27 protein-coding genes, 2 tRNA genes and 1 pseudogene are annotated in these 23,150 nt (G+C 62.5%); 15 read left to right on the forward strand and 15 right to left on the reverse strand.

Annotated elements, in window-relative coordinates; all coding sequences use genetic code 11:
* The first annotated feature begins 376 nt into the window (after nucleotides 1–376).
* The 5 genes from AC0L2U_RS02840 to AC0L2U_RS02860 all read left to right on the forward strand — a co-directional run bounded on the left by AC0L2U_RS02840 (nucleotide 377) and on the right by AC0L2U_RS02860 (nucleotide 4,518).
* Nucleotides 377–1,558 (forward strand): cystathionine beta-lyase, encoded by a 1,182-nt coding sequence (locus AC0L2U_RS02840; protein WP_127810814.1) that lies wholly within the window; start codon nucleotides 377–379, stop codon nucleotides 1,556–1,558.
* 130 nt (nucleotides 1,559–1,688) lie between these two features.
* Nucleotides 1,689–2,750: an HPP family protein gene (locus tag AC0L2U_RS02845; RefSeq protein WP_127810815.1), complete on the forward strand. Its 1,062-nt coding sequence runs from the start codon at nucleotides 1,689–1,691 to the stop codon at nucleotides 2,748–2,750.
* 133 nt (nucleotides 2,751–2,883) lie between these two features.
* Nucleotides 2,884–3,558: an RNA polymerase sigma factor gene (locus tag AC0L2U_RS02850; protein ID WP_473601372.1), complete on the forward strand. Its 675-nt coding sequence runs from the start codon at nucleotides 2,884–2,886 to the stop codon at nucleotides 3,556–3,558.
* A gap of 115 nt (nucleotides 3,559–3,673) precedes the next feature.
* Entirely contained in the window at nucleotides 3,674–4,198 is a 525-nt protein-coding gene (locus AC0L2U_RS02855; protein WP_292634138.1) for a DUF4142 domain-containing protein, read from the forward strand.
* Between the two features lie 11 nt (nucleotides 4,199–4,209).
* Nucleotides 4,210–4,518, forward strand: a complete 309-nt coding sequence (locus AC0L2U_RS02860; RefSeq protein WP_127810818.1) for a cupredoxin domain-containing protein — start codon at nucleotides 4,210–4,212, stop codon at nucleotides 4,516–4,518.
* 110 nt (nucleotides 4,519–4,628) lie between these two features.
* Here the strand turns inward: AC0L2U_RS02860 and AC0L2U_RS02865 are convergent, their stop codons facing one another.
* Nucleotides 4,629–5,459, reverse strand: coding sequence for a crotonase/enoyl-CoA hydratase family protein (locus tag AC0L2U_RS02865; protein WP_292634142.1), 831 nt, complete (start codon nucleotides 5,457–5,459; stop codon nucleotides 4,629–4,631).
* Between the two features lie 87 nt (nucleotides 5,460–5,546).
* On the opposite strand from AC0L2U_RS02865, the gene AC0L2U_RS02870 reads away from it, so the two are divergent.
* Nucleotides 5,547–6,134, forward strand: coding sequence for a TetR/AcrR family transcriptional regulator (locus AC0L2U_RS02870; RefSeq protein ID WP_164748925.1), 588 nt, complete (start codon nucleotides 5,547–5,549; stop codon nucleotides 6,132–6,134).
* Between the two features lie 76 nt (nucleotides 6,135–6,210).
* Here the strand turns inward: AC0L2U_RS02870 and AC0L2U_RS02875 are convergent, their stop codons facing one another.
* Nucleotides 6,211–7,437: an anion transporter gene (locus AC0L2U_RS02875; protein ID WP_128288942.1), complete on the reverse strand. Its 1,227-nt coding sequence runs from the start codon at nucleotides 7,435–7,437 to the stop codon at nucleotides 6,211–6,213.
* A gap of 133 nt (nucleotides 7,438–7,570) precedes the next feature.
* Entirely contained in the window at nucleotides 7,571–8,533 is a 963-nt protein-coding gene (locus AC0L2U_RS02880; RefSeq protein WP_127810821.1) for a glycosyltransferase family 4 protein, read from the reverse strand.
* A gap of 374 nt (nucleotides 8,534–8,907) precedes the next feature.
* On the opposite strand from AC0L2U_RS02880, the gene AC0L2U_RS02885 reads away from it, so the two are divergent.
* On the forward strand, nucleotides 8,908–9,666 hold the full coding sequence (locus AC0L2U_RS02885) for a glycosyltransferase family 25 protein (protein WP_127270453.1): 759 nt from the start codon (nucleotides 8,908–8,910) through the stop codon (nucleotides 9,664–9,666).
* Nucleotides 9,667–9,711: 45 nt separating this feature from the next.
* Here the strand turns inward: AC0L2U_RS02885 and AC0L2U_RS02890 are convergent, their stop codons facing one another.
* Together AC0L2U_RS02890 and AC0L2U_RS02895 are read right to left on the reverse strand one after the other, a co-directional pair.
* Nucleotides 9,712–10,500 carry a GGDEF domain-containing protein gene (locus AC0L2U_RS02890; RefSeq protein WP_128288943.1) on the reverse strand — a complete coding sequence of 263 codons (789 nt, stop codon included), beginning with the start codon at nucleotides 10,498–10,500 and terminating at the stop codon, nucleotides 9,712–9,714.
* Nucleotides 10,501–10,755: 255 nt separating this feature from the next.
* Entirely contained in the window at nucleotides 10,756–10,977 is a 222-nt protein-coding gene (locus AC0L2U_RS02895; protein WP_127319259.1) for a hypothetical protein, read from the reverse strand.
* A 307-nt stretch (nucleotides 10,978–11,284) separates the two neighbouring features.
* Here AC0L2U_RS02895 and AC0L2U_RS02900 point away from each other — a divergent pair, with 307 nt between their 5' ends.
* From AC0L2U_RS02900 to AC0L2U_RS02910, 3 genes are read left to right on the forward strand one after another with little or no spacing between them, the layout of a single operon-like run.
* The gene (locus tag AC0L2U_RS02900) at nucleotides 11,285–11,572 is read left to right on the forward strand and encodes a hypothetical protein (RefSeq protein WP_164895683.1); all 288 of its coding nucleotides are present in this window, start codon (nucleotides 11,285–11,287) and stop codon (nucleotides 11,570–11,572) included.
* On the forward strand, nucleotides 11,569–11,850 hold the full coding sequence (locus tag AC0L2U_RS02905; protein WP_127322157.1) for a helix-turn-helix domain-containing protein: 282 nt from the start codon (nucleotides 11,569–11,571) through the stop codon (nucleotides 11,848–11,850). Before AC0L2U_RS02900 ends, AC0L2U_RS02905 begins: the two co-directional genes overlap by 4 nt.
* A 39-nt stretch (nucleotides 11,851–11,889) precedes the next feature.
* Nucleotides 11,890–12,168 carry a hypothetical protein gene (locus tag AC0L2U_RS02910; protein ID WP_127381231.1) on the forward strand — a complete coding sequence of 93 codons (279 nt, stop codon included), beginning with the start codon at nucleotides 11,890–11,892 and terminating at the stop codon, nucleotides 12,166–12,168.
* A gap of 131 nt (nucleotides 12,169–12,299) precedes the next feature.
* Here AC0L2U_RS02910 and AC0L2U_RS02915 read toward each other — a convergent pair whose 3' ends face one another.
* The 3 genes from AC0L2U_RS02915 to AC0L2U_RS02925 form a co-directional block, all read right to left on the reverse strand.
* Nucleotides 12,300–12,737 carry a pyridoxamine 5'-phosphate oxidase family protein gene (locus AC0L2U_RS02915; protein WP_127810825.1) on the reverse strand — a complete coding sequence of 146 codons (438 nt, stop codon included), beginning with the start codon at nucleotides 12,735–12,737 and terminating at the stop codon, nucleotides 12,300–12,302.
* 183 nt (nucleotides 12,738–12,920) lie between these two features.
* A tRNA-Arg gene (locus tag AC0L2U_RS02920) sits at nucleotides 12,921–12,997 on the reverse strand.
* Nucleotides 12,998–13,045: 48 nt separating this feature from the next.
* On the reverse strand, nucleotides 13,046–13,351 hold the full coding sequence (locus tag AC0L2U_RS02925) for an ETC complex I subunit (protein WP_023812590.1): 306 nt from the start codon (nucleotides 13,349–13,351) through the stop codon (nucleotides 13,046–13,048).
* Between the two features lie 140 nt (nucleotides 13,352–13,491).
* Here AC0L2U_RS02925 and AC0L2U_RS02930 point away from each other — a divergent pair.
* Both AC0L2U_RS02930 and AC0L2U_RS02935 read left to right on the forward strand, forming a co-directional pair.
* A tRNA-Pro gene (locus AC0L2U_RS02930) sits at nucleotides 13,492–13,568 on the forward strand.
* 93 nt (nucleotides 13,569–13,661) lie between these two features.
* On the forward strand, nucleotides 13,662–13,943 hold the full coding sequence (locus AC0L2U_RS02935; protein ID WP_127810826.1) for a hypothetical protein: 282 nt from the start codon (nucleotides 13,662–13,664) through the stop codon (nucleotides 13,941–13,943).
* A 14-nt stretch (nucleotides 13,944–13,957) separates the two neighbouring features.
* Here AC0L2U_RS02935 and hdaA read toward each other — a convergent pair whose 3' ends face one another.
* From hdaA to AC0L2U_RS02950, 3 genes are read right to left on the reverse strand one after another with little or no spacing between them, the layout of a single operon-like run.
* Nucleotides 13,958–14,662: a DnaA regulatory inactivator HdaA gene (gene hdaA / locus AC0L2U_RS02940; RefSeq protein WP_473601373.1), complete on the reverse strand. Its 705-nt coding sequence runs from the start codon at nucleotides 14,660–14,662 to the stop codon at nucleotides 13,958–13,960.
* A 1-nt stretch (nucleotide 14,663) separates the two neighbouring features.
* Entirely contained in the window at nucleotides 14,664–15,872 is a 1,209-nt protein-coding gene (locus tag AC0L2U_RS02945) for an AI-2E family transporter (protein ID WP_473601374.1), read from the reverse strand.
* A 1-nt stretch (nucleotide 15,873) separates the two neighbouring features.
* Nucleotides 15,874–16,401: a CDP-alcohol phosphatidyltransferase family protein gene (locus AC0L2U_RS02950; RefSeq protein WP_473601375.1), complete on the reverse strand. Its 528-nt coding sequence runs from the start codon at nucleotides 16,399–16,401 to the stop codon at nucleotides 15,874–15,876.
* 239 nt (nucleotides 16,402–16,640) lie between these two features.
* Here AC0L2U_RS02950 and purM point away from each other — a divergent pair, with 239 nt between their 5' ends.
* From purM to AC0L2U_RS02965, 3 genes are read left to right on the forward strand one after another with little or no spacing between them, the layout of a single operon-like run.
* Nucleotides 16,641–17,720 carry a phosphoribosylformylglycinamidine cyclo-ligase gene (gene purM / locus AC0L2U_RS02955; protein WP_027037916.1) on the forward strand — a complete coding sequence of 360 codons (1,080 nt, stop codon included), beginning with the start codon at nucleotides 16,641–16,643 and terminating at the stop codon, nucleotides 17,718–17,720.
* Nucleotides 17,717–18,430, forward strand: a complete 714-nt coding sequence (gene purN / locus AC0L2U_RS02960; RefSeq protein ID WP_127398439.1) for a phosphoribosylglycinamide formyltransferase — start codon at nucleotides 17,717–17,719, stop codon at nucleotides 18,428–18,430. The genes purM and purN overlap by 4 nt, the downstream gene beginning before the upstream one ends.
* Before the next feature lie 15 nt (nucleotides 18,431–18,445).
* Complete coding sequence (locus tag AC0L2U_RS02965) at nucleotides 18,446–18,955, forward strand: SixA phosphatase family protein (protein WP_128362626.1); 510 nt, start codon at nucleotides 18,446–18,448, stop codon at nucleotides 18,953–18,955.
* A gap of 167 nt (nucleotides 18,956–19,122) precedes the next feature.
* Here AC0L2U_RS02965 and AC0L2U_RS02970 read toward each other — a convergent pair whose 3' ends face one another.
* The 4 genes and pseudogenes from AC0L2U_RS02970 to AC0L2U_RS02985 form a co-directional block, all read right to left on the reverse strand.
* Nucleotides 19,123–19,350, reverse strand: a complete 228-nt coding sequence (locus AC0L2U_RS02970; protein WP_127270735.1) for a DUF680 domain-containing protein — start codon at nucleotides 19,348–19,350, stop codon at nucleotides 19,123–19,125.
* A 393-nt stretch (nucleotides 19,351–19,743) separates the two neighbouring features.
* Nucleotides 19,744–20,522, reverse strand: a pseudogene (dapB, locus tag AC0L2U_RS02975) (4-hydroxy-tetrahydrodipicolinate reductase).
* A gap of 17 nt (nucleotides 20,523–20,539) precedes the next feature.
* The gene (locus AC0L2U_RS02980) at nucleotides 20,540–22,633 is read right to left on the reverse strand and encodes an ATP-dependent helicase (RefSeq protein WP_473601377.1); all 2,094 of its coding nucleotides are present in this window, start codon (nucleotides 22,631–22,633) and stop codon (nucleotides 20,540–20,542) included.
* A gap of 89 nt (nucleotides 22,634–22,722) precedes the next feature.
* Complete coding sequence (locus tag AC0L2U_RS02985) at nucleotides 22,723–22,896, reverse strand: hypothetical protein (protein WP_081738796.1); 174 nt, start codon at nucleotides 22,894–22,896, stop codon at nucleotides 22,723–22,725.
* Nucleotides 22,897–23,150: the final 254 nt, after the last annotated feature.

Consider the following 23,150-nt stretch of genomic DNA (forward strand, 5'->3'; position numbering starts at 1 on the left):
CCATCCGGCAGCATCTGATCGAAGCAATCCGGCGATTAATATTAGCAGGAAATCATATACCTTCCGCAGCCGCCCACAATAGGCCGATCGGCTGAGATTAGGGCTCCGAACGCAGGTCAATAAAAGGCCGCCTTTCGCGATAGGAATTTTTTCTTGACACCCTGCCCTCAGCTATGGTACATATTCGTCCATGGTGCTGATTTGCGCCGATAACCCGCCGCACAGGCGGGTTTTTCGTTTAATACCCTGCCCCAGCATCGCTGTTTTTGCCGCGACGAACTGGCATATCGAAGTCCGCCTCCTGGCGGGCGGTGGCTGTTGCACGGTCCATAGCGCCGCACTATGGCTACCGGCTTGTCAAACGAGGCGACGCAGAATGGCGAAAGACGGCGAGCACTTTAGCGGCGGGATGGGCGTCAACACGCGGCTTGCCCATTCGGGCAACAATCCGCACGACTATTTCGGCTTCGTCAATCCGCCGGTGGTGCATGCTTCGACCGTGCTGTTTCGCGACGCGGCTTCGATGGCGGCGCGCACCCAGAAATACACTTACGGCACGCGCGGCACACCGACGACCGATGCGCTTGCCCATGCCATAGACGCGCTGGAAGGCTCGGCAGGCACGATCCTGGTGCCGTCGGGCCTTGCGGCGGTGACGGTGCCGCTGCTCGCCTTCGTCTCGGCCGGCGACCATCTGCTGATCGTCGATACCGTCTATCATCCAACCCGCAATTTCGCTGACACGATGCTGAAGCGGCTGGGCGTCGAGGTCGAGTATTACGCCCCCGATGTCGGCGCCGGCATCGCGGCGTTGATCAAGCCCAACACCAAGGTGGTGTTCACGGAATCGCCGGCCTCCAACACGTTCGAGGTGCAGGACATCCCGGCTATCGCCAAGGCGGCGCACGCCGCGGGCGCCATCGTCATGATGGACAATACGTGGGCGACGCCACTCTATTTCCGTCCGCTCGACCACGGTGTCGACATCTCGATCCATGCGGCGACCAAATACCCGGCCGGCCATTCCGACGTGCTGCTCGGCACGGTGTCGGCCAATGAGAGCTGCTGGACGCATCTTTACGAGAGCTTCTGCACGCTTGGCTGTTGCGCCGGGCCCGACGACGTCTACCAGGTGCTGCGTGGCCTGCGCAGCATGGGCGTGCGCCTCGAACACCATCAGCGCAGTACGCTTGCCATCGCCTCCTGGCTCGAGGGCCAGAAGGGCGTGGCGCGCGTGCTCCACCCGGCCCTGCCCAGCCATCCGGACCACGCTCTGTGGAAGCGGGATTTCTCCGGCTCCAGCGGCATCTTTTCCATCGTTCTTGCCGGTGGCGGCCAGAAGCAGCAGCACGCCTTTCTCGACGCGCTGCGGATCTTCGGCCTCGGCTATTCCTGGGGCGGCTATGAGAGCCTTGCCGTACCGGTCTGGCTCGGCGACCGCGTCGTTCCAAAAGCGCCCTATGAGGGTCCGTTGATCCGCCTGCAGATCGGCCTCGAGGACGTCGACGACCTGAAGGCCGACATCTCGCGCGGCCTGACCGCCGCGGCGGCTGCGTAGCGGAATTCTATTCCCTAAAATTGTGGTTTACCGGATCAGTTTGGCTTTCAAATTCAACGATGCCGCGTCATTGCGGTGCGATCAGCACATTTTCGACTTCCCCTGGAATACCGGCAGAGTTTTCGACCCCATGGCTTTCCGCCTTTTTGTTCCCATTCTTGCCGGTGCGACGCTGCGCGAGCGTCTCGTCGCCTGTATCGGCGCGACGATCGGCATTGCACTCACCGGCGTGATCGCCAGCCTTGTGCTCGGCAACGGCCCGCATGTGCCACTGCTGGTGGCGCCGATGGGGGCGTCGGCGGTGCTGCTGTTCGCCGTGCCCGCCAGTCCGCTGGCACAGCCATGGTCGATCATCGGCGGCAACACGATATCGGCGCTGGTCGGCGTGATCGTGGCGCATTTCATCCACGAAACCGCCCTTGCCAGCGGCATCGCGGTGGCACTGGCCATTGCCGCCATGTCGTTCACGCGCTGCCTGCATCCGCCGGGCGGAGCGGCCGCGCTGACCGCGGTGCTGGGAGGGCCTGCCGTCATCAGCGCCGGCTTCCTGTTTCCATTCGTGCCGGTGGCGCTGAACTCGATCCTGCTGGTGGCGCTCGGCTACGGCTTCCACAGGCTGGCCCGGCGCAATTATCCGCATGTGCCGGTTGCAGCGCCGGCGAACAGCCACGGCACCGGCGATCCGCCGGCGCAACTGCGCGTCGGCTTCCGCTCCGAAGACATCGATGCCGCGCTTGGCGCACTCGACGAGACGTTCGATATCGATCGCAACGATCTCGACCGGCTGCTGCGGCAGGTCGAATTGCAGGCGATGGTGCGCGCGCACAAGACCCTTCTGTGCGAGGACATCATGTCGCGCGATGTCATCTCGGTCGATGCTCACACCTCGACCGAGGCGGCGCGCCAATTGCTGCTTGACCACAACATCCGGACCCTGCCGGTCGTCAATGCTGAAGCCAGGCTGGCAGGGACCGTGGGATTGCGCGAACTCACCCAGGCCTTTGGGACGGTCGGATCCGTTATATCGCCCGCGGCAACAGCCGCCGCAGGCTTTGCCGCCATGGGTCTGCTGCCGGTGCTCACCGACGGCCGCAGCCATGCGGTCATCATCGTCGACGACGACAAGCGGATTCTCGGGCTGATCACCCAGACCGATCTGTTGGCGGCCACGGCGCGCCTGCAGGCTGCCTGACAAGCCTTCGCTCGCACTGTAGGGTAGCGGCCGCCGGACCCGGCAGAAAATCTTCGGGAACCTTCTGCCGGCGACAGCGTCCAATCTCCCGATCGAGAATCTTGGTTCGGAGATTGGGTTGAGGAAACTGGCGATGCCTGCTGTGTTGACGGCCGTGCCTTCCGCTGTGCCAGGCGAGATGCAGCTTGTGCACCGCGCGCTGGCGCGCGACGACGACGCCTTCCGCACCATCATCAAGACACATAATCAGCGGCTCTACCGGATCGCGCGCGGCGTCGTGCGCAATGACAGCGAGGCCGAGGACATCGTCCAGGAGGCCTACCTCAAGGCTTTCGCCCATCTCGATGCGTTTCGCGGCGACTCCTCGCTCGCCACATGGCTGTCGCGCATCGTCATCAACGAGGCGCTCGGCCGCCTGCGCAAAAGGCGCAGAACGGTGGCAATGCCGGAAAATCCGCAAGCCGAGATCATCCGGTTCCCCCTCCACCCCGGCGACGATCCGGAACGGACGATGGCGCAAAGGCAGATCCTCCAACTGGTCGAACAGGCCACAGACAGCCTTCCCGACGTCTACCGGACGGTGTTCGTGGCGCGGGTGATCGAGGGGCTGAGCATCGAGGAGACCGCCGATCTCCTCGGCGTGCGGCCGCAAACCGTCAAGACAAGGCTGCACCGCGCCCGCGCCCTCGTGCGCAAGGCGCTGGACGATCAGATCGGGCCGGTGCTGCTCGATGCCTTCCCCTTCGCCGGCCGGCGTTGCGAACGACTGACCAGCGCGGTCATGCGGCGGCTCGGGCTGGAAAGCTGAGCCTCACCGGATTCAATTGATTTTGGCGGGAACGTTTGCCGCTGGCCAGCATCCAACGACCGTCAACCGAAAACACAGTCCGGCGAGATTTTCAGCGTCCGGCGAAGGAGATGCCATGTCCATCCGACACACTGCCGCGCTCGCCGCCCTGCTGCTGCTCGGCACCGCCCCGTTCGCACAAGCCGCCGACAAGCCAACCGATCCGCAGATCGCTCACATCGCCTATACGGCCGGGGTCATCGACATTGAAGCGGCCAAGCTGGCCATCGAAAAATCGAAGACCAAGGAGGTCGTGGATTTCGCCAACGACATGGTGCGCGACCACGAAGCCGTGAACGTGCAGGCGCTCGATCTGGTGAAGAAGCTCAAGGTCACGCCGGAAGACAACGCCACCAGCCAGGCGCTGACCAAAGCTGCGGCGGAGGAGCGGGCCAAGCTCGCCAAACTCGACGGCGCTGCCTTCGACAAGGCCTATGTCGATAACGAGGTCGCCTACCACAAGCAGGTCAACGGCGCGCTCGAAACCCTTTTGATCCCGTCGGCGCAGAATGCCGACCTGAAGAGCCTGCTGGAAACCGGCCTGAAGATTTTCCAGGGCCATGAGCAGCACGCCGAGCACGTCGCCGGCATGCTCAAGTAAGGACCGGGAGCATGCCGAAACGCCATCTGTGGATTGCGTTGACGCTGGCCGTCGGTACCGTTCCGGCGCGAGCAGAAACCATCCAGGTCATCATCGACAGGCTGGTGTTCTCGCCAGCCAGCGTCGAGGCCAAGGTCGGCGACACGATCGAGTGGGTGAACAAGGATGTGTTCGCCCACACGGCCACCGTGAAAGGCGGCTGGGAAGTGATGATCCCGCCGAAGAAATCCGCAAGCCTGACATTGAAGGCCGCGGGACCGGTCGACTATTTCTGCCGCTTTCACCCCAACATGAAAGGCCGTTTGGTGGTGGCGCCCTGATCCAACGCCAACGAGTGCATGTCGCCCAAAAGTGACCTCGGTTTTGGGAGAACGACATGCATAAAAACAAAGACCTGAAGCGGGTCGCCTGGCCTTTCAGGCGACCCGCTTCAGGCTCGCCTGGCCTCGTCGGGACGCGCGATATGCGTCCACGAGCCGTCATAGCCCGGCTCGCGGCGTGCCATCCAGGCATTCAGCCCTTCGCGCAGATCAGCGGTCGGGGCCATGCGGGCGAACTGCTCGGCCTCGACCAGCAAACCTTCGGCGATGCTCTGGTTGAGGCCGCGGGCCACTGCCGTGAGGATGCCGGCAATCGCCAGATCGGAGTGTCGCAGGATACGCCTGGCCAGGCCGATCGCGGCCGGCATCAATTCGGCATGCGGCACAACCTCGTTGACGAGACCCAACTCAAGCGCCCGCGGCGGCGCAAACCAGTCACCGGTCAACAGCAACTCCAGCGCCCGCTTGCGCCCGGCGATCCTTGGCAGGCGTTGGGTTCCACCGAAGGTCGGCGGCATTGCGAGGTTGATTTCCGGCTTGGCGAACAAAGCGCGGTCACTGGCGATGGCGAGCGGCACCGCCTCGGTGATTTCGCAACCGCCACCAAAGGCAATGCCGTTGACGGCAGCGATGACGGGTTTGCGAAACGCTTCCAGCCTCGCCGTCAGCCGTTGCCCGCGCATGACGAAATCACGCATCGCGACATCCACGCCGAGCGCCACGCTGGCCGAGAACTCATGAATGTCGCCGCCGGCCGAAAACGCCCGCTCCCCTGCACCGGTCAGAATGACCGCACGAACGCTGTCATCGACTTCAATGTCGTCAAGGATCGCAAGCAGGCCATCGATCAGGGCATAGTTCAAGGCGTTGAGCTTCTCCGGCCGATTGAGGGTGAGGATGGCAATCCCATCCCGGGGTTCCTTGAGGACAAGATCGGTCATTGGCTCTTCCTTCTTCATCATGCTGATGACCGGAAGACTATGCCCCTTTCCGCTTGTGTATATTCACTAGTCGGTATACCTAAGCTCATGCCTGACACGCAAAGTCCTACACGCAAACGTATTGTCGATGCCGCGACCAGGCTCTTCTATGCCGAAGGAATCGGTCGCGTCAGCGTCGATGCCGTCGCCGAGGAAGCGGGTCTCACCAAACGCACGCTCTACTACCATTTCAAGAGCAAGGACGACCTCATCGCCGCCTATCTCGATGGCCGCGACCAACCCAATCTGAAGCGGATGGCCGGCTGGTTCGATGCCGCCGAAGGCGGCGCGGATCGCAAGGTCGAGGCGATCTTCACCAATCTGGCGAGGTCCGCTCGTCACCCGAAATGGAAAGGATGCGGCTTCCTGCGCACGGCCGCCGAACTCGCCTCGATGCCCGGACATCCGGCGGTCAAGGTCGGCGCGCGGCACAAGCTGAATTTCGAAACATGGCTGGCCGGCGCCTTGTCGGACCATGGCGTCGGCGAGCCGCCTGCCTTGGCACGCGAGATCGTGCTTTTGATCGACGGCTGCTTTTCGATCATGCTGATCCACCGCAACCCCGATTACATCGAGGCCGCCGGCCGCGCCGCGGCGACGCTGGTGCGGGCGCGGATTTCAGGCAGCCAGGTCTAAAGCGCGACGCGCTTTAAGCCTTTGGTTTTATGCATGTCGTTGCGCCAAAACCGGGGCCACTTTTGGGCGACATGCATTAGAAACCAAACGCCAGCCATGCGGTGCCGGCGGCCAGCGTTATCAGCGTCAGCGGCAAGCCGACCTTGAAAAAAGCGCCGAACGACAGCGTCGTGCCGGCGGCTCGGCCCTGTTCGGCGACGATCAGGTTGGCGACCGAACCCAGCAGCGTGAAATTGCCGGCCAGTGTCGAGCTCATGGCGACGACCAGCCAGGCGCGCTCGGGGTTTTCCAGGCCGGGTATGAAAGGCCGCAGCGCCAGCACGGCCGGGACATTGCTCATGATGTTGGAAAGCACCGCGGTGAATCCGGACAGACGCCAGACATCGTCCAGCCCGAGGTTCTTTGCCGAGGCGATCATGTCTGGCGAAAGAAGCGTCTTTTCGGCGCCGGCGACGACCACGAACAGACCGGCGAACATGAACAGCAGCGGACCGTCGATCTCGCGGTAGATGCGTTCCGGCTTGATCGCCCGGGTAAGCAAGAGGATGGCGCCGCCGATGAGCGCGGCCTTGGCGACAGGCACACCGGCGAAGAAGGCGATTGCCAGTCCGATGCAAACTACCACCGCCTTCAGCACCTGCCCCTTGTGCATGCGGCCACGCGAGACCTCGGGCGTCAGTTGGACCGTTCGGGCGAATTCGGCCCGGTAGACGATACGAATGATGACAACGACCGCGACGAGGCCGAAAAGGGCGACCGGAGCCAGCGCTGCCGAAAAGGCCGGATAGGAAATGCCCGACAGCGCGCCGATGACCATGTTTTGCGGATTGCCCGTGATGGTAGCGACGCTGCCGCAATTCGACGCGGTGGCGGTGGCGATCAGATAGGGGATCGGGTTGCGCTTGATCACACGGGTGACATGGACGACGATCGGCGCCATGACGAGGCAGATGGCGTCGTTGACCAGGAAGGCGGACAGTACGCCGGTCAGCAGCGTCACCATCACCAAAAGCATGAAGGGCGCGTGCGCGTGTTCGATGGCGATGGCACCAAGGCCGCGAAAGGCGCCTGACACTTTCAGATGCGCCACCACGATCATCATGCCGAGCAGAAGCGTGATGGTGTCGAAATTGATCGCCCGGTAGGCATCCTCCATGCTGAGCGCGCCGATGGCGATCATCGCGGCCCCGCCGAGCAGCGCGATCCCTGCCCGGTCGAGGCGCAGACCGGGGATGCGGCCAATGGCGACACCGGCGTAAGTCAGGATCAGGATCAGCAGTGCCGCCGCGCCCATCAATGTCATCGATAGAAGTCCTGCCCAGTCTGTTTCCGCGCCGAAGCCTGCCACCCATCCGGAGGCCATTCGGGTGCTCACCCTTTAACGCGATGTCGAGCTGGATGCCAAACCGGCCGGGTAGACGGTTTCAGACGCCGGGCTAACGCAAATAGAAGTCCAGCCTCTGTCGCACAGCTTGGGAAGAATAGATCTGCTCGAAGGACTCCCTCGCCCTTTTTCCCACTGTCGCCCGCAATGTCGGATCGGCTTTGAGATCGGCAAGGATGCGCAACGCCTGTTCAGTCGTCTCGAACAAGAAACCGTTTTCGCCATGCCTTATGTGGTCGACGTAGCCGCCATGGGAATGGCAGACCACAGGCAGACCGCAGGCCATCGCCTCCAACACGACGCGACCGAAGGTTTCCACGTGCCAACCGGTGCGATAATAAAACACGTCGAGCGTCTGCAGAAACTCTTCGGCGGAAAATTGGCCGGGTGGGAACAGTTCGAGTTGCGGATGCGGCATGAGGCTGTCCTTGAGCCCTGCCCCGCCCTGAATCCGCAAGGCTGTGCCTTCGGCCAGCAATGTCTCGTAGAGGGGTATGTCATCGGCATGATGTTTGCCCGGCCCGTCGCGACTCAAGCGTCCGACGGTGAACGGACGATCCGAAGCCAGACGCCGGGGTGAAAAACGTTCGACATCGATCAGCGATGGATGCACGACGCCATCGACCCGCAGCATCCGTCTCTGAAAATCGGAAATCAGCACCAGTTCGGCGTCTGGCCAGTTCAGCATGCGGGGCATGCGAGTGGTCAGCGCGATGATTTTCGGGTGAAAGGTATTGAAGACATAGATCAGCCGGCGCGGCCGCGGGATCAGGTAAGGCCACATCTTGTTGCGCCAATGCGAGCCGAGAAAGACGTAGGTGCCGCCATTCGGTACATCCCACTTCGACAGCGAGACGCGGCGAATCGGGAAATTCCGCATCAACTCGCCGGACACGCTGGAGGAGGTTGCCCACAGATGCACCTCGGAATCGGCACTCAACAGCCGGTACAGTTCCAGAGCTTCAAGGTCACTGCCGCCGAAGGGGTCCTGAAAGCCGTTGAACAAATGGATCATGGTCGCTGCGCTTTGTTAGCTTGGCCGGCTGTTTGCCGATAGTGAAAATCTGGCCGTTGCCGTGCTGCCCACATGGCGATCGGTGGCCTTACTTGTGGCCGAGCAGAGCTAACGCAGCTGCTGAAAAATCGCTGTGAACAGAGATATCTACCTTCAGCTGGTATTTAGCTGCCCGAGATATCGGTCGCCCATTACGCAGGTTGCGTCAATACGGGGGCATTCGGTGAGTGCTAAGTCGTCCATCTATTGCTCAAAAACATCACTGGCAGCCTAAGCTGCGTCGCCTACCCCTTGCAGAGTCTCGCTATTTAGTTAAGCAAGTTATTTCAAGGTCAAGGCAGTAATTATCGACCGATAGCCTGTGGGGGGCATCAATGAAATGTATGGTTATTAACCTCGATCGGTCTCCCGATCGACTTGCCCATGTCACGGCTGAATTCGCGAAGGTTGGTGTTTCGTTCGACCGGGTTCCTGCCGTAGACGCGTTGCATCGACCGGAATTTGCTGCGACTTCACCAAGTTTAACTCCCACGGAAGCGGCTTGCCTTATGAGCCACAAGGTTTGCTGGACCATCATCGCAGATGGTGAGGATGCCTTTGGTGCGATCTTCGAGGATGATGTCCTGTTGTCCGAAGCAGCTGGCCCAATGCTTTCCGATGATGGATGGATTCCGGCCAACGCCGATATCGTCAAGCTGGAAACCTACCTAAAGAAAACCGTTATCGCGATGAAGCGCACCTGCGTCAGTCGGGTGTTTTCGGTTGTTAGGCTATATGGGTTCCACATCGGAGCGGCCGGGTACATCATTTCGAAGCAAGCAGCGCGCGATCTGATCGCCCGAAGTCTCGATGCGCCCGCCGATCACGTTATCTTCGATCCGTCGCTTCCGACATCGTCAAGCAAAGCGATCTACCAACTGTTGCCCGCACTGTGTGTGCAAAATGACCTTATTCGTGAGAAGGCCTTCGGGTTGACCAGCCTTCTTAGTGAGGAGCGGCTCGTGAGAGCCAGCGCAAATTCCGCTCCAAAGCGGAGTCCCGCGGAAAAGCTCCTGGTCGAAGCAAGGCGTATAAGTCGACAGATTTTCGATATCTGGCGCTTCAGGCGTGAGAAAACTATCTCTTTAGCGTGATGTCGGCAGCCAAAGCACTGCTGCGCGACGGTCCCGAGTCACCCATCAATGCACGGTGGCAACCCCGGGCGGAGGCGCCGGAGACGTTCCGGCCGGATCGAAGCTGACTTGATCGCGTCCGTTCGACTTGGCCGTGTAAAGCCTTTTGTCGGCAGCGGAGAAGATTTCCTCATAGGTGATCGGGCCGGTAAAGCTTGTGCCGCCGATGCTGACGGAAAGCGGACAAGGCCTGCCGCCGGGTGAGAATTCCATCTCCCTGATACGCCGGCGGATGCTTTCGGCGACCACCCAGGATTGCGAGGGGTCCACGCCGGGCAGAAACACGCCGAATTCTTCGCCTCCGATGCGGCCGACGATATCGCCGCCACGCAGTTGCCCTTTGATCGCCTGCGCTATCAGTTTGAGCGCCTGGTCGCCGCAATCGTGACCCAGGCGGTCATTGATCGACTTGAAGTGGTCGGCGTCGATGATCAGCAGCGCCCCCGAACGGGTCTGCTCCTGCTTTCGGGTCTGCTCGAGATAGGCTTCGACCAGCATAGAGAAGGCGCCACGGTTCAGCACTGCCGTCAGGCTGTCTGTCGCGGCGATGACGCTGAGATCGCGCTGCGCGATGGCCAGCTGGCGAATCTTCCACATCAGGAAAAACAGAAACGAGCCGCCCAGCACCAGGGGCAGCAACAAGTCGGTCATCTGCGCCCGCCACACGGCCTCGGGCGAAAGATAGGGGAAATTGAAGGAATCGACGAAGAACGCCACGGCAATGAAGAATGCCGTACCGACTACCGTGACAGCGATCACCCTGCCCCAGCTCGTCGGCGACAGATCGAGCTTCATCCCGTTCAACTCCGTTAGCCGCCGCTACTATGACGCACCAACCCAAACAAATTGATAAGACTTTCCCTCCAATTTCTGTCGGGCGGCGGAATCAAATCCACCCGCCAGCCCCGGTCGGTGACTTGCGACAGAGGCTTGCGCAAACGTGCCACAAGACGGCCGCTGGAAGCAGCCATCCTGTTTCGGAGCTTGAAGGCGTGGGCCAATTGCCGGCCGGGCAAAGGCAAAACGGCGCGCGAACCAGGCCGCCCGTCGTCAGTTGAGCGTTGGCTCACTCAGCGCATCGACGACAAAGGATGCCGCGATCAGGTCGTCGGCATCGAGGCGCAGGGAGCCTCCGTCGCCTCCCATGGCTGAAGCCACTTTTTGAAAGGTTTTCATTTCGTATTCCGTGATCCGGGCGTCCTGCATCTTGGCCTTGAGATCGGCGATACGCCGATCCAGAGCCGAAGATATGCCTATTTCTCGCTTCGACATGGCAACACTCCTCCCCACCCTTGTTTGCCTCCCGCCTGTCCACTTTTATATGAGGGTCCTCGAATACAGCGGGCCGAACGCGCCGTGCGCAGGAAGGTTCCGAAAAGGCGGAGTCACGAAATAATACGCTGGCGCCGGGCGGCTGCCCGAGCCACGCCAACGCCTCATCACCGAACAGGGTTGGACGGCTTGCGGTATTTGCCGCTGTCGGGGGCGACCCTGCATGGAGAAAGCTGATTCCGCGATTTTGCTATATCAGGCCTAGCTAATCCTTGACGCCGGCAGATGACGCCCCAGAATCAGTGGCATGGCAATAAAGGTCGGCGACGAAGTGGCGGTCATGGCGACGGTGCTGAAGCGCGTCACGGAAGACCGCGTCAGCGTGTCGATCCCCGGTTACAATTTTCCGCATTCGGTCATTGATCCGGCGACCAGGCTGACCAAGGGCCAGCAGATGGAATTATCCGGCGGCGTTACGCGGATCGACGGCGACAAGGTCACGGTATCGCTCGGGACAATGGTCACGGTGGATATGGACAAGGTGCGCCTGGTGCAAAGCCACGTCCCGCCGAAGCGAAGGGATCTGAGGATGTGAACAAGCGAAGTTCCACCGTCTCAGGGATCCAGCCCCTTACATCCCAGCAGTGCAGAGCCGCACGAGCGATGCTGAAATGGTCGCAGGTGCGACTCGCCGCGAAGTGCGGCCTCAGCGAAGGAACGATTGGCAGTTTCGAGAGCGGACGAAGGATTCCGAGTTCGGCCAAGCTGGCTGCCATCCGGCGAGGGTTGGAGGCAGCGGGCGTGGTTTTCATCAATCAGAAGGCCGCAGTGACCAAGAGCGGTCCGCCTCGTCAAACTATCGGTGGAACATAATTTAGACATCGCTGTTAGAGCGCAAACGGGAGGCGAGCGATGTTCAAACGTGAAATCGGCATTGTTTCGGACTGGTCGAAATTGGTGGCGGACGATCCTCTGATCGCCGCCGATATAGCCCGGCGTTTTTCTGTGCGCGCTTGCAATGACAACGCCGCCGACGACGACGACGTCCCGTGGCCCGGCACCGAAACCCGAAATCCCGACTTTGCCGGCCTCGCGACACCCGCCGAGTATCCTCGGCCCATCGTGCTTCTAGCGACGATCTATGCGTCGACGGTCCTGGGGGTAACGCTGCTTCTGGCGGCGGCGGTTTGAGCGCACGAGGCCCGATCCGGCTCTCTGAAAGCCCATGTCTCCGGTATAAACCGTAACCTATGTGTCCGGAACGGACCCGAAAGGCTTTGGCGATCCCGACGGCCCGCTGCCGAGAGGTGGCGGGCTCCCTCCTATTTCGCAAGCGAGTCGCCGGACAGCTCAAAAACTATCGGCTCGCCTCTGAAATCGGAATAGCGAATCCATTGGGGCGAAATCGTAAAGAGTTGTGCCCCTTGCTTTAGAAACTCCGCTTCAAGCGGACAGTTGGCAACGTGAGCATCTCTCAATCGCTGCAATTCGTTAGCCTTGGCAGGTCGGGCCAGGCCTTCAATTTGAACCGTCACGTTTTCGTCCCAGCCGATCACCATGGCGATCCGACTGTCTCGTTTAATATTTTCCAGCTTCCGACTGCCGGGAAAGCTGTCGAACACGATGTTGAGGTCGTCGCCCAACGTCACCTGTATGACGGCTGCCTCTGGAGACCCGTCCGGATGCACGGTGCTGATAGCCCCGAGCTTATGCCTAGCCAGAAAATCCCGAACAAGTTGCCGTCGCTCCTCCCCGCGCATTGACGTGTCCTCCCCACGATGCCGCGACTTTACCACTGGCACCCAATCCGTTCTAGCTGGACGCCCGCTACCTCTCGGCAGCGGGTTTCAAATTTTCTGCTGACACCGTGCTGACACGATGGATGGTGCCTTTGCCGCTGGCAGTCGGTTGTATGAACTATAGCAGCAAAAACAAGGAGATACTGGCGATCCCGACAGGATTCGAACCTGTGACCATCGGCTTAGAAGGCCGGTGCTCTATCCAGCTGAGCTACGGGACCGCTGGCCGGCCTTTGGGCCGGCTGGATATTTTTGGCACTGACCGCCGTTCAATGCGTCCAGGGCGTCCTGCGGTCATAGCGGAAATTCTCCGCATAGGAAATCTGGCGGCGCTTGGTCTCTTTCGGCTCTTCGACGCGGAAAGCGAGCCCTTGCTTTTCGGCGTAGGCTACCGCCTCTTCCCGCGTGTCGAAGCTAAGCCTGATCTGGCTTCTCATGTCTGCCGACGTCGTATAGCCCATCAGCGGGTCGATCTTCTTGCGCGTCTCGGGATCGAATTCCAGCACCCAGTGGCCGGTCTTGGCCTTGCCGGACTGCATCGCGGTTTTGGCTGGGCTGAAAATGCGCGCGGACATGGCCACCTCGTTCTTGTGCAAGGCAGCATCGCCACCCTTCGCCCGTCATTACTGCGCAATGCGCACGGCGGCAAGGTTTTTGCTCTCGCAGGTTTTTGCACTTGCCATGCACCACCGAAATGAATAGGCAACAGACCGTTCGGAGTGTAGCGCAGCCTGGTAGCGCATCTGGTTTGGGACCAGAGGGTCGGGAGTTCGAATCTCTCCACTCCGACCATCCCCTCATAGTCCAATGCCCGGCGCAGCCATATGGTCACTTGCTCCGGCTCCGGTCGTGCATCCGTGACCGGTTCGGCAACAGGGGGTTCAGATGCTTGGAATGGATGCCTGGGTGTCGCTTTTCGGACCGGCCTACTTTGCCTATGCCGGCATCACCGTTCCGTTCATGGTGACGTGGGCAATTGCCTGCGCCGCGCTGGCGATGTGGAACAACCGTGAAAGCCGCAGACAGGCGAGGCAGGCCCCAGGCGCCGTCGTCTCCCGCTCCTGGCGTATCAGTATCGGAATGTTTGTGCTGGTCGCCGCCGGCTATATCGCCGCTCACTCTGCCGTCTACCTCGCGGTCCGTCATTTCGCCGTAATGTGGCTCTGAGACTGACCTCTCAGCTAAATCTCGAATTCGCCCTGCCCTTCATCCATGGCGTTGACGGTTTCGGCTGCCAGCGCCCTGGTGATCGGCGTCTTGCGTTCGAGCGCGGTCCGGTCGAGCCGCTCCACCACGCGCATCGCTGTCGCTAGCGAGCGCTCGATGCGGCGGACCAGATACTGCACGACATGCGGCTCGACCTCGACCTGGCGGTCGGCGAACAGTTTGGTGATGACGCCGGCGAGCAGAAGATCGTCGGGCTCGTGGATCTCGACTGTCGCCGCCGCCTTCAGCCGCGAGGCGAGATCGGGCAGCCTGACACCCCAGGCCGACGGGAAGCGGCGCGCCGTCAGGAGCAGTGTGGAGCCTGCACCCCGCACCGCGTTGATCAGATGGAACAGGCCGTGTTCATCAACCGCCCCGGTATCGATATCGTCGATCAGTGCCGGCCGGGCGCCGAGATTGGCGATGCAGTCGCCGATGCGCCCGGCGTCGACCGCCACCGCGCTGGCGCGTGCGCGCCATATGGAGGCCAAATGTGTCTTGCCGGAGCCGGCGGGACCGGCCAGCACCACCACCGGCGAAGGCCAGTCAGGCCAGCGGTCGACCAAGGCCACCGCCTGGCTGTTTGTGCCGGAGACGACGAGGTCGTCGCGCGAATAGCCCGTGCCATGGCCGAGATCGAGCGGCAACTGGCGTGGCGGGTCGGTTGGCTGGGCAGTCACTTCAGCGACGCGGTTGCGTGCGGTGGCCGCCGCCGCGATCGGCCGGAAGCTGCGGCACAGGTGCCGCGCCACGGCCCTTGTAGAGCGGCGATTCGAGATAGCGGGCGATTGCAAACCGCACCAGCACGGCAACGGCAGCCGAAGCCGGCACCGCGATCAACAAGCCGACGAAGCCGAACAGGGCGCCGAAGGCAAACAGCGAAAACATCAGCCATACCGGGTGCAGGCCGACGCTTTTGCCGACCAGCCGCGGCTGCAGGATGTTGCCCTCGATGAACTGGCCGATGAAGAACACGACCGCGACGGCGACGATCATGGTCCAGTCCGGCCAGAACTGGACGAAGGCGACGCCGACGGCCAGCACCAGTCCGGTTAGCGAGCCGACATAGGGGATGAAGGAAATCAGCCCGGCGAACAGGCCGATGAGAATGCCGAAATTCAGCCCGGTCAGCGTCAGCCCGGTGGCGTACATGGCGCCCAGCACCAGGCACAGCGTGCCCTGGCCGCGCACGAATCCGGCGGTGGCGGTGTTGATGTCCTTGGCGATGCCGCGCACCGTCGCGACGTTATCGCGCGGCACCCAGCTGTCGATGACCGCCACCATGCGGTCCCAGTCTAGCAGCATGTAGAAGGCGACCACCGGCGTCACCACGAACAGGCTGACCACCGAGACCAGCGCCATGCCGGAACTCCACAGCGAGGTGAAGACGGTGGTTATCAGGCCGAAGCCCGAGGTCAGCAGTGAATTCAGCCCGTCGCGCAAGCTATTGGCGTTGACGCCGAATTTCTGCTCCAGCCATTTCGGATCGAACGACGTGATCAGGCTCTGCAGCCGGGTCAGATATTCCGGCAATTTGCCAGCGAAATCGGCCATCTGCGTGGCCAGAACCGGAATGAGGATGACGAAGGCCAGCACCAGCACGATGAGGAAGGTGATGAGGATGACCACCGTCGCCATGAAACGCGACAGGCCGAGCCGCTGCAGTCGATCGGCAACGGGATCGAGGAAATAGGCAAGCACCATGCCGGCGACGAAGGGCAGCAGGATGGCGCTGAAGACATAGAGGAAAAGCGCCAGCACTGCCAATCCGGTCAGCCAGAAGAATATCTGCCTGCGGAACACCAGAGAAGCAGTTTCGCCTGCCGCAGCGGCCTCAGCGGCCGCTTCGATGGATCCTTGGTCAGGTGCTCGGTTTGGAGCCTTCGCCATGTCAGCTCATATGCCTCAGCCAAGCCACGAGATAGGCCGCGGCCGAAGCCACGGTCAAGACCCCGGACAGCAATATGAGGGCCGGCCGCAGCGGGTCGAGGTGCACGGCAAGCGCGAGCTCACCCAGCACAACCGAGGCCAGTACGATCTGGATGGCGGTGTTGGCCTTCGACACGAAAAGCGGTTTCATCTCGACCGGATGGGCCATGACGGTGGACAACACAACAGCGCAGACGATCAGCGCGTCGCGCGACACCATGGTGACGACCAGCCAGAGCGGCAATTGCCCGATGAAGCCCATGACGACAAACACCGAAACCAGCAGCAGCTTGTCGGCCACCGGATCGAGATAGGCGCCGAGCCTGGAATGCTGGTTGAAGCGGCGGGCGATGAACCCATCGACGCCATCGGAAATGCCGGCGATGAGGAACCCGGCAAAAGCCCAGTCCCAGCGCGCCTGCAGCATCGCCAGCACCACCGCCGGCACCAGGATAAGGCGCAGGATGGTGATCAGGTTTGGGATGGTCAAATGCTTGGCACCTCCTCTTGGTCGGAGATAGATGATGAAGATAGCGGGTGGCAACAAGAGAGAAGCTGCCGATCTCCCGCACGGGAGAGCGGCTTTCAGCTTGGCTTTCGCCAATCACGAGCGCCTATATGCGCGCCCTGTCCACGGTTTTATGGGCCGAAATGGCCGTTATCCTTGCGGACAGAAACCGTTCATGCGAAGAGCCCGCGACAAGGAAAATTGTTGAACGGGCACCCGAAATGAGCAAGCGCGACGTGAACAAGCGCAAGAACGGGCTCACCTATGCCGAGGCCGGTGTCGATATCGACGCGGGCAATCTCATGGTCGAGAAGATCAAGCCGCTGGTGCGTGCGACGCGCCGGCCGGGCGCCGACGGCGAGATCGGCGGTTTCGGAGGCCTGTTCGACCTCAAGGCCGCGGGCTTTACCGACCCGGTGCTGGTGGCGGCCAATGACGGCGTCGGCACCAAGCTCAAGATCGCCATCGATGCCGGCAAGCACGACACGATTGGCATCGACCTCGTCGCCATGTGCGTCAACGACATCGTCGTGCAAGGTGCCGAACCGCTGTTCTTCCTCGACTATTTCGCCACCGGCAAGCTCGATCCCGACCAGGGTGCCGCGATCGTCGGCGGCATTGCCGAGGGCTGCCGCCAGGCCGGCTGCGCGCTGATCGGCGGCGAGACGGCCGAGATGCCCGGCATGTATCATGGCAATGACTACGACCTCGCCGGCTTTGCGGTGGGCGCCGCCGAACGCGGCCAATTGCTGCCCACCGACGATATTGTCGAAGGCGACGTGCTGCTGGGCCTGGCTTCCTCCGGCTTGCACTCGAACGGATATTCGCTGGTGCGCCGCATCGTCGCCGTCAGCGGTCTGTCGTGGAGCGATCCGGCGCCGTTCAACGACGAGGCCACTCTGGCCGAGGCGCTGCTCGAGCCGACCCGCATCTACGTGAAGTCGATTCTCAAGGCGATCCGCAACACGCATGGTATCAAGGCGCTCGCCCACATCACCGGCGGCGGGTTCCCGGAAAACATCCCGCGCGTGCTGCCCAAGGATTTTTCGGCCGAACTCGACCTCGAAGCGATCGACGTTCCTGCCGTGTTTTCGTGGCTGGCCAAGACCGGCGGCGTGGCGCCGGAAGAGATGATGCGCACCTTCAATTGCGGCATCGGCATGATTCTGGCAGTCGCATCCGGTCAGGCAGCACAGGTCGCCGCCGTGCTGCAGGAGGCCGGCGAGACGGTGACGCCGATCGGCCGCATCGTGCCGCGCCGCGACGCCGGCGTCATCTATCGGGGCTCGATCGGCCTATGAACGCGCAGAGGAAACGCACCGTCGTCCTGATCTCGGGGCGCGGCTCCAACATGACCGCGCTGATTGCCGCGGCCAGCGACCCGGCGTTCCCGGCCGAGATCGTCGGTGTCATTTCCGACAAGGCGGACGCCGCCGGGCTCGGCATCGCCAGAGCGCGCGGCATCGCCACGCAGGTCGTCTCGCGTGCCGACCATGGCAGCAAGCAGGCGCATGACGCCGCAATAGACGCGGCGCTCGCGGCCTTCAACGCCGAGATCGTGGCGCTGGCCGGCTATATGCGCATCCTCACCCCCGGCTTCGTCCAGAGATGGCAGGGCCGCATGATCAACATCCACCCTGCCCTGCTGCCGGCGTTCAAGGGGCTCGACACCCATGTGCGCGCACTGGCCGCCGGCATCCGCATCCATGGCTGCACCGTGCACTTCGTCACCTCCGAGATGGATGACGGCCCCATCATCGCACAGGCGGCCGTGCCGGTGATGGTCGGCGACACCGCCGATACATTGGCGGCCCGCGTGCTGAAGGCCGAGCACCGGCTCTATCCGCTTGCATTGGGACTGGTTGCCGAAGGCAAGGCGCGCATGGAGGCCGGCCGCACCGTGCTTGCCCACTTTGCCGACGATGCCGACAACGGCACTTCGGTGGTGATGGCCCCCGACCCGCTGCGCGAGGAAACCGACCTCGAGCATCTGGCGCGCATCACGCCGTGAGGCGAGAGCGTGACGATGAAACAGCTTCTCCTGCTTCGTCACGCCAAATCCAGCTGGGACGACCCTGGCCTTGATGATTTCGATCGGCCTTTGGCCGAACGCGGAGTGAAGGCGGCGCGCTCGATCGGGCGCGAGCTTGCGGCGCGCGGCTGGCTGCCGGACCTGGCGCTGGTGTCGCCGGCGCTGCGCACCCGCGACACCTGGCGGCTGGTGGCGGCGGAGCTGCCCGTCCAGCCCCGGATCGCATTCATCAAGGCGCTGTACGATGCTTCAGCGGCGGACATTCTGAGCCAGATTGGTCAATCCGACGCTTCAAGCGGCAGCTTGCTGGTAATTGGCCACAATCCGGGCCTGGAACATTTGGCCAGACAGCTTGCCGGGCCGGGGTCAGACGCCAAGGCGCTCGCGAGACTTGAAGAAAAATTCCCGACGGCAGCCCTGGCACGCTTCGCTTTCGAAGGTGACTGGTCCGGCCTGTCGAGCGCCCCGCTGACGCATTGTGTGCACCCGAAGGATTTGGGCTAGAATTCAGGCGCCGCGGGCAAGCTGCCACCCGGCAGACTTCGAACCAACGGTTCATGCCAACTGCGCAAATCGGCTGCTCAAACGATGCCCCGATTGTTGCTGGTTCCATAAAAAACAAGAGCGGCGGGCAAAGCCCACCGCTCTTTGTGGTCGCAGACTTCAGAAAATCAGCGACCCCAGATGCCCTGGCCCGACTGAGCCGGCACCTTGGCATTGGCATCACCCTGCGTCTTTACGGACTTCGGGATCGAGCCGGTGTGCGTGGTGTCGATGTTGGACACAGACTGGTTCGCAACCGGCTGGTTGGCATTGTAAGAGCCATAGTTGTCGCTGCCGGCAAAAGCAGTCCCCGTGGCAACGAGGATGGCGGCGGCGGTAAGAGCGATCTTGGTCATTTTAGTTACTCCAGTATTTCTTTGTTCTGTCCGTCTGGTGGCGTGCCCTTGGGAGGAATTTCGCGTCGCTCGGACCACCCCGAGATGGGTTTGCCCTGCCGCGGATTCCAATCACGAAGATGTTCCTTTGCGGCTCGAATCTGGGCCTTGAAATTTGGCACAGGGCCTCGGCGGTCATAATTTTATTGTTCGAAATCAAATGGTTAGTGAGATTCTTCTCCCACGCTACGAGGCCGACAACCAAGCCAGCGTTCACCACCTGCTATACAGTCCGTCAACAGAAATCGAACCGAACGGTTCGGTTTGAAGAGACCTGACCCCTCCAGCGTTCTTTTTTCGGTGCGGAGGTGGACGAGATATGGGTGCGTACGTCCAAGGACGACAAACCGGCCGCTATAGGCCGGTCATGCCCAGCACGTCGCGCATGTCATATTCGCCTGGCGGGCGTCCCTCGAGCCAGAGCGCGGCGGCGATGGCGCCGCGGGCGAACATGACGCGGTCGCCGGCCGCATGCGACAAGGTCACAATCTCGCCGTCGGCACAGAAGCTCACGCTGTGTTCGCCGATGATGCTGCCGCCACGCAGCACCGCAAAGCCGATCTCACCGGGAGGCCGCGCGCCAATGGTGCCGTCGCGTGCAAGCCTTGCGACCGTGTCCAGGTCGATGCCGCGTCCGCCGGCTACGGCATGCCCCAGCATCAACGCCGTCCCCGATGGCGCATCGACCTTGTGGCGATGGTGTGCCTCGACAATCTCGGCATCCCAGTCCCGGGATCGAGTGCCCGCGCCGCCTGCTCGACCAGCCCGATCAACATGTTGAGCCCGAGCGAAAAGCTGCCGGAGCGCACGATGGCAATTGTTTTCGCGGCATCAGCGATAGCAGCCGATTCATCAGCATCGAAGCCCGTTGAGCCGATGACCAGGGCCGGCCCGCCGCGCTCGGCGCAAATGCTGGCCAGATCAGCCGAGGCAGCCGGCGTGGTGAAGTCGATGACCACGTCGGCCACGGCAAGCGCCTCGTCGCGGCTCACCAGCCCTTCGCCGATACTGCCCGGCCGGTGGAAGCGGGCGGCGAGCGCCAGCCGCGCGTCGCCGTGCACGGCGGACGCCATCTCGCGGCCCAGGCGGCCCAGCGCACCCGCTATGGCGACCCTGACCGGTGGTTTCAACATGGGGCGCTATCCCGCAGCTATTTCCACATGCCGCGCATGCGCGCGCCGATGTCGACGCGCACCTCCGGCCGAGCCGCCCTGCCCTGTGCCACCTGTGCGCTCGGCCAGGACACCTGCTGGAACGCAGCCAGGATCGAAGCCGGGATGAAGCGGGTGCGCGAGGCATAGAGATGGCGGTCGCCGCGCGCCGCCTGGCCGTGCGGAAAGAAGCGTTGCGGCATGACCAGGTTGAGATTGTCCTTGGCCCGCGTCATCGCCACGTAGAGCAGCCGGCGCTCCTCCTCGATGTCTTCCTTGGTGCCGACGCCGAGATCGGCCGGGATACAGCCGTCGACCGTGTTGAGCACGAAGACGTTCTTCCATTCCTGGCCCTTGGCCGAATGGATGGTCGACAGGATCAGATAGTCCTCGTCGCGATGCGGCGGCCCGGCCTGGTCACTGGTGGCGTCCGGCGGATCGAGCGTCAGTTCTGTCAGGAAGCGCTCGCGCGAAGCATAGCCCGAGCCGATCTGCTCAAGTTGCAACAGGTCGGCGCGGCGCGTCGTCGCGTCCTCGTGGATGCGCTCCAGATGCGGCTCATACCACAGCCTGATCTGTTCGAGGTCGGCAGGCCATTTGGCGCCGGTCCGCAGGCCGGAATAGAGCGAGACGAAGCCCGGCCAGTCATCCGCGGCGCGTTGCGGCGGACGCCAGCCGGCCAGCCCCATGGCCTCGTCCAGCGCCGTCGTCATGGTCTCGACGATCTGCGCGGCAGCCGAAGGGCCGATGCCCGGCATCAGCTGCAGCACGCGGAAGCCGGCGACCCGGTCGCGCGGGTTCTCGGCGAAGCGCAGCACCGCCAGCACGTCCTTGACATGGGCTGCATCGAGGAATTTCAGCCCGCCGAACTTGACGAAGGGAATGTTGCGCCGCGTCAATTCGATCTCCAGCGGGCCGCTGTGGTGCGAGGCGCGAAACAGCACCGCCTGCGATTTCAGTGCCGTGCCGGCCTCGCGCTCGGCCAGGATGGTATCGCAGACGAAATTGGCCTGCTCGACCTCGTCGCGCACGGTCACCAGTTTTGGCCTGTCGGTCGACTTGCGCTCCGACCACAGGTTCTTGGTGAAGCGCTCCGAGGCTTCGCCGATCACCGCATTGGCGGCCGCCAGGATGGTTTCGGTCGAGCGGTAATTGCGCTCCAGCATCACGACGTCAGCGGCTTGCGCGAACTGGTTGGGGAAGTCGAGGATGTTGCGCACCTCGGCGGCGCGGAACGAATAGATCGACTGCGCATCGTCGCCCACCACCGTCAGCCCGGCGCCGTCGGGTTTCAGTGCCATGAGGATCGAAGCCTGCAGGCGATTTGTGTCCTGGTATTCGTCGACCAGCACATGGTCGAAACGCCCGCCCAGATGCGCTGCTATCTCGGGCTCCGCCGCCATCTGCGCCCAGTAGAGCAGCAGATCGTCGTAATCGAGCACGTTTTGCGCCTGCTTGGCCTCGACATAACCGGCGAACAATTGTTTCAGCTGGTCCGCCCAGCCGGCGCACCAGGGAAAGGCGGAACCCAACACCTCGTTGAGCGGCGCCTGTGCGTTGACGGCGCGCGAATAGATGGCAAGGCAGGTTCCCTTGGTGGGGAAACGCGCTTCCGTCTTCGAGAAGCCGAGTTCGTGGCGGACCAGATTCATCAGGTCGGCGGAATCCTCGCGGTCATGGATGGTGAAGGCCGGGTCGAGGCCGATCTCCAGCGCATAGTCGCGAAGCAGCCGCGCGCCGATGCCGTGAAAGGTTCCCGCCCAGGTCAGCGCATCGGTGATGACAGCTGCATCGCGGCCGAGCACTTCGCCGGCGATACGCTCGACGCGCCTGGCCATTTCGGACGCGGCGCGGCGCGAAAACGTCATCAGCAGGATGCGGCGCGGGTCTGCCCCCTTGACGACCAGATGAGCGACGCGATGCGCCAGCGTGTTGGTCTTGCCCGAACCGGCGCCGGCAATGACCAGCAGCGGACCGGCTATCTGGCCGTCGCCGTGCTCGACTGCCTGGCGCTGGGCATCGTTGAGCCGGGCGAGATAGGCAGGCTGGACGGTCGGGTCCCGAAAGGTCGAATCAGCAGTGGCGAGGTTCATCGCCCATCAAGCATCGTTTCTGCTTTGTTCGCAATATCGATGCGGGGCTGGCCTCGTGCTAGACAGGCCGAAGCGCGTCGTCCGTGTCTTTAGCGTTGCGGATCGACACCCATGTCGGCCGACTGCCGCCGCAAGGTCTCGCGATCATGCTTCGACGGCGGCAACAGCAGCGGGTCGACCGTATCGGGCACGTTTTCGACCATCTTCCTGGCGATACGATAAGTGACATAGGCGAAGGCGCCGGCGACGAGCAGACGGAACATAGTGCAACACTCCTTTGGAGCAGAACCAACCGGGGAAACCGCCTTTGGTTCCCTTGCCAATCGTCCACGCACGCAGTCGAAGATGGAGGGCGGTTTCGCCAGCGCTCCCCGATGCATTCTCGAGGCAACCGGAGGCGGAACTTGGCTTTTGCGAGGTTCGCGTGCTGCCGCAACCCGTTGTGGCGCCCCTTACTCACTTTTGGAGAAGAAGGCCGGCGCCGCTTGGGAGGAGTGAAGCGCCGGCCAAGCGGATA

The organism is Mesorhizobium sp. WSM4808, from assembly GCF_055811675.1.

What these genes read in the sequence shown, in the direction of transcription:
- AC0L2U_RS02880 (WP_127810821.1), bottom strand. Translation starts at nt 8,533, where the DNA reads ATGATCCATTTGTTCAACGGCTTTCAGGACCCCTTCGGCGGCAGTGAC.
- AC0L2U_RS02845 (WP_127810815.1), top strand. Translation starts at nt 1,689, where the DNA reads ATGGCTTTCCGCCTTTTTGTTCCCATTCTTGCCGGTGCGACGCTGCGC.
- AC0L2U_RS02865 (WP_292634142.1), bottom strand. Translation starts at nt 5,459, where the DNA reads ATGACCGATCTTGTCCTCAAGGAACCCCGGGATGGGATTGCCATCCTC.
- AC0L2U_RS02890 (WP_128288943.1), bottom strand. Translation starts at nt 10,500, where the DNA reads ATGAAGCTCGATCTGTCGCCGACGAGCTGGGGCAGGGTGATCGCTGTC.
- purM (WP_027037916.1), top strand. Translation starts at nt 16,641, where the DNA reads ATGAGCAAGCGCGACGTGAACAAGCGCAAGAACGGGCTCACCTATGCC.
- AC0L2U_RS02900 (WP_164895683.1), top strand. Translation starts at nt 11,285, where the DNA reads ATGGCAATAAAGGTCGGCGACGAAGTGGCGGTCATGGCGACGGTGCTG.
- AC0L2U_RS02875 (WP_128288942.1), bottom strand. Translation starts at nt 7,437, where the DNA reads ATGACATTGATGGGCGCGGCGGCACTGCTGATCCTGATCCTGACTTAC.
- purN (WP_127398439.1), top strand. Translation starts at nt 17,717, where the DNA reads ATGAACGCGCAGAGGAAACGCACCGTCGTCCTGATCTCGGGGCGCGGC.
- AC0L2U_RS02925 (WP_023812590.1), bottom strand. Translation starts at nt 13,351, where the DNA reads ATGTCCGCGCGCATTTTCAGCCCAGCCAAAACCGCGATGCAGTCCGGC.
- AC0L2U_RS02935 (WP_127810826.1), top strand. Translation starts at nt 13,662, where the DNA reads ATGCTTGGAATGGATGCCTGGGTGTCGCTTTTCGGACCGGCCTACTTT.
- AC0L2U_RS02910 (WP_127381231.1), top strand. Translation starts at nt 11,890, where the DNA reads ATGTTCAAACGTGAAATCGGCATTGTTTCGGACTGGTCGAAATTGGTG.
- AC0L2U_RS02870 (WP_164748925.1), top strand. Translation starts at nt 5,547, where the DNA reads ATGCCTGACACGCAAAGTCCTACACGCAAACGTATTGTCGATGCCGCG.
- AC0L2U_RS02965 (WP_128362626.1), top strand. Translation starts at nt 18,446, where the DNA reads ATGAAACAGCTTCTCCTGCTTCGTCACGCCAAATCCAGCTGGGACGAC.
- AC0L2U_RS02985 (WP_081738796.1), bottom strand. Translation starts at nt 22,896, where the DNA reads ATGTTCCGTCTGCTCGTCGCCGGCGCCTTCGCCTATGTCACTTATCGT.
- AC0L2U_RS02860 (WP_127810818.1), top strand. Translation starts at nt 4,210, where the DNA reads ATGCCGAAACGCCATCTGTGGATTGCGTTGACGCTGGCCGTCGGTACC.
- AC0L2U_RS02915 (WP_127810825.1), bottom strand. Translation starts at nt 12,737, where the DNA reads ATGCGCGGGGAGGAGCGACGGCAACTTGTTCGGGATTTTCTGGCTAGG.
- AC0L2U_RS02855 (WP_292634138.1), top strand. Translation starts at nt 3,674, where the DNA reads ATGTCCATCCGACACACTGCCGCGCTCGCCGCCCTGCTGCTGCTCGGC.
- AC0L2U_RS02980 (WP_473601377.1), bottom strand. Translation starts at nt 22,633, where the DNA reads ATGAACCTCGCCACTGCTGATTCGACCTTTCGGGACCCGACCGTCCAG.
- AC0L2U_RS02885 (WP_127270453.1), top strand. Translation starts at nt 8,908, where the DNA reads ATGAAATGTATGGTTATTAACCTCGATCGGTCTCCCGATCGACTTGCC.
- AC0L2U_RS02840 (WP_127810814.1), top strand. Translation starts at nt 377, where the DNA reads ATGGCGAAAGACGGCGAGCACTTTAGCGGCGGGATGGGCGTCAACACG.
- AC0L2U_RS02850 (WP_473601372.1), top strand. Translation starts at nt 2,884, where the DNA reads ATGCCTGCTGTGTTGACGGCCGTGCCTTCCGCTGTGCCAGGCGAGATG.
- AC0L2U_RS02970 (WP_127270735.1), bottom strand. Translation starts at nt 19,350, where the DNA reads ATGACCAAGATCGCTCTTACCGCCGCCGCCATCCTCGTTGCCACGGGG.
- AC0L2U_RS02945 (WP_473601374.1), bottom strand. Translation starts at nt 15,872, where the DNA reads ATGGCGAAGGCTCCAAACCGAGCACCTGACCAAGGATCCATCGAAGCG.
- AC0L2U_RS02895 (WP_127319259.1), bottom strand. Translation starts at nt 10,977, where the DNA reads ATGTCGAAGCGAGAAATAGGCATATCTTCGGCTCTGGATCGGCGTATC.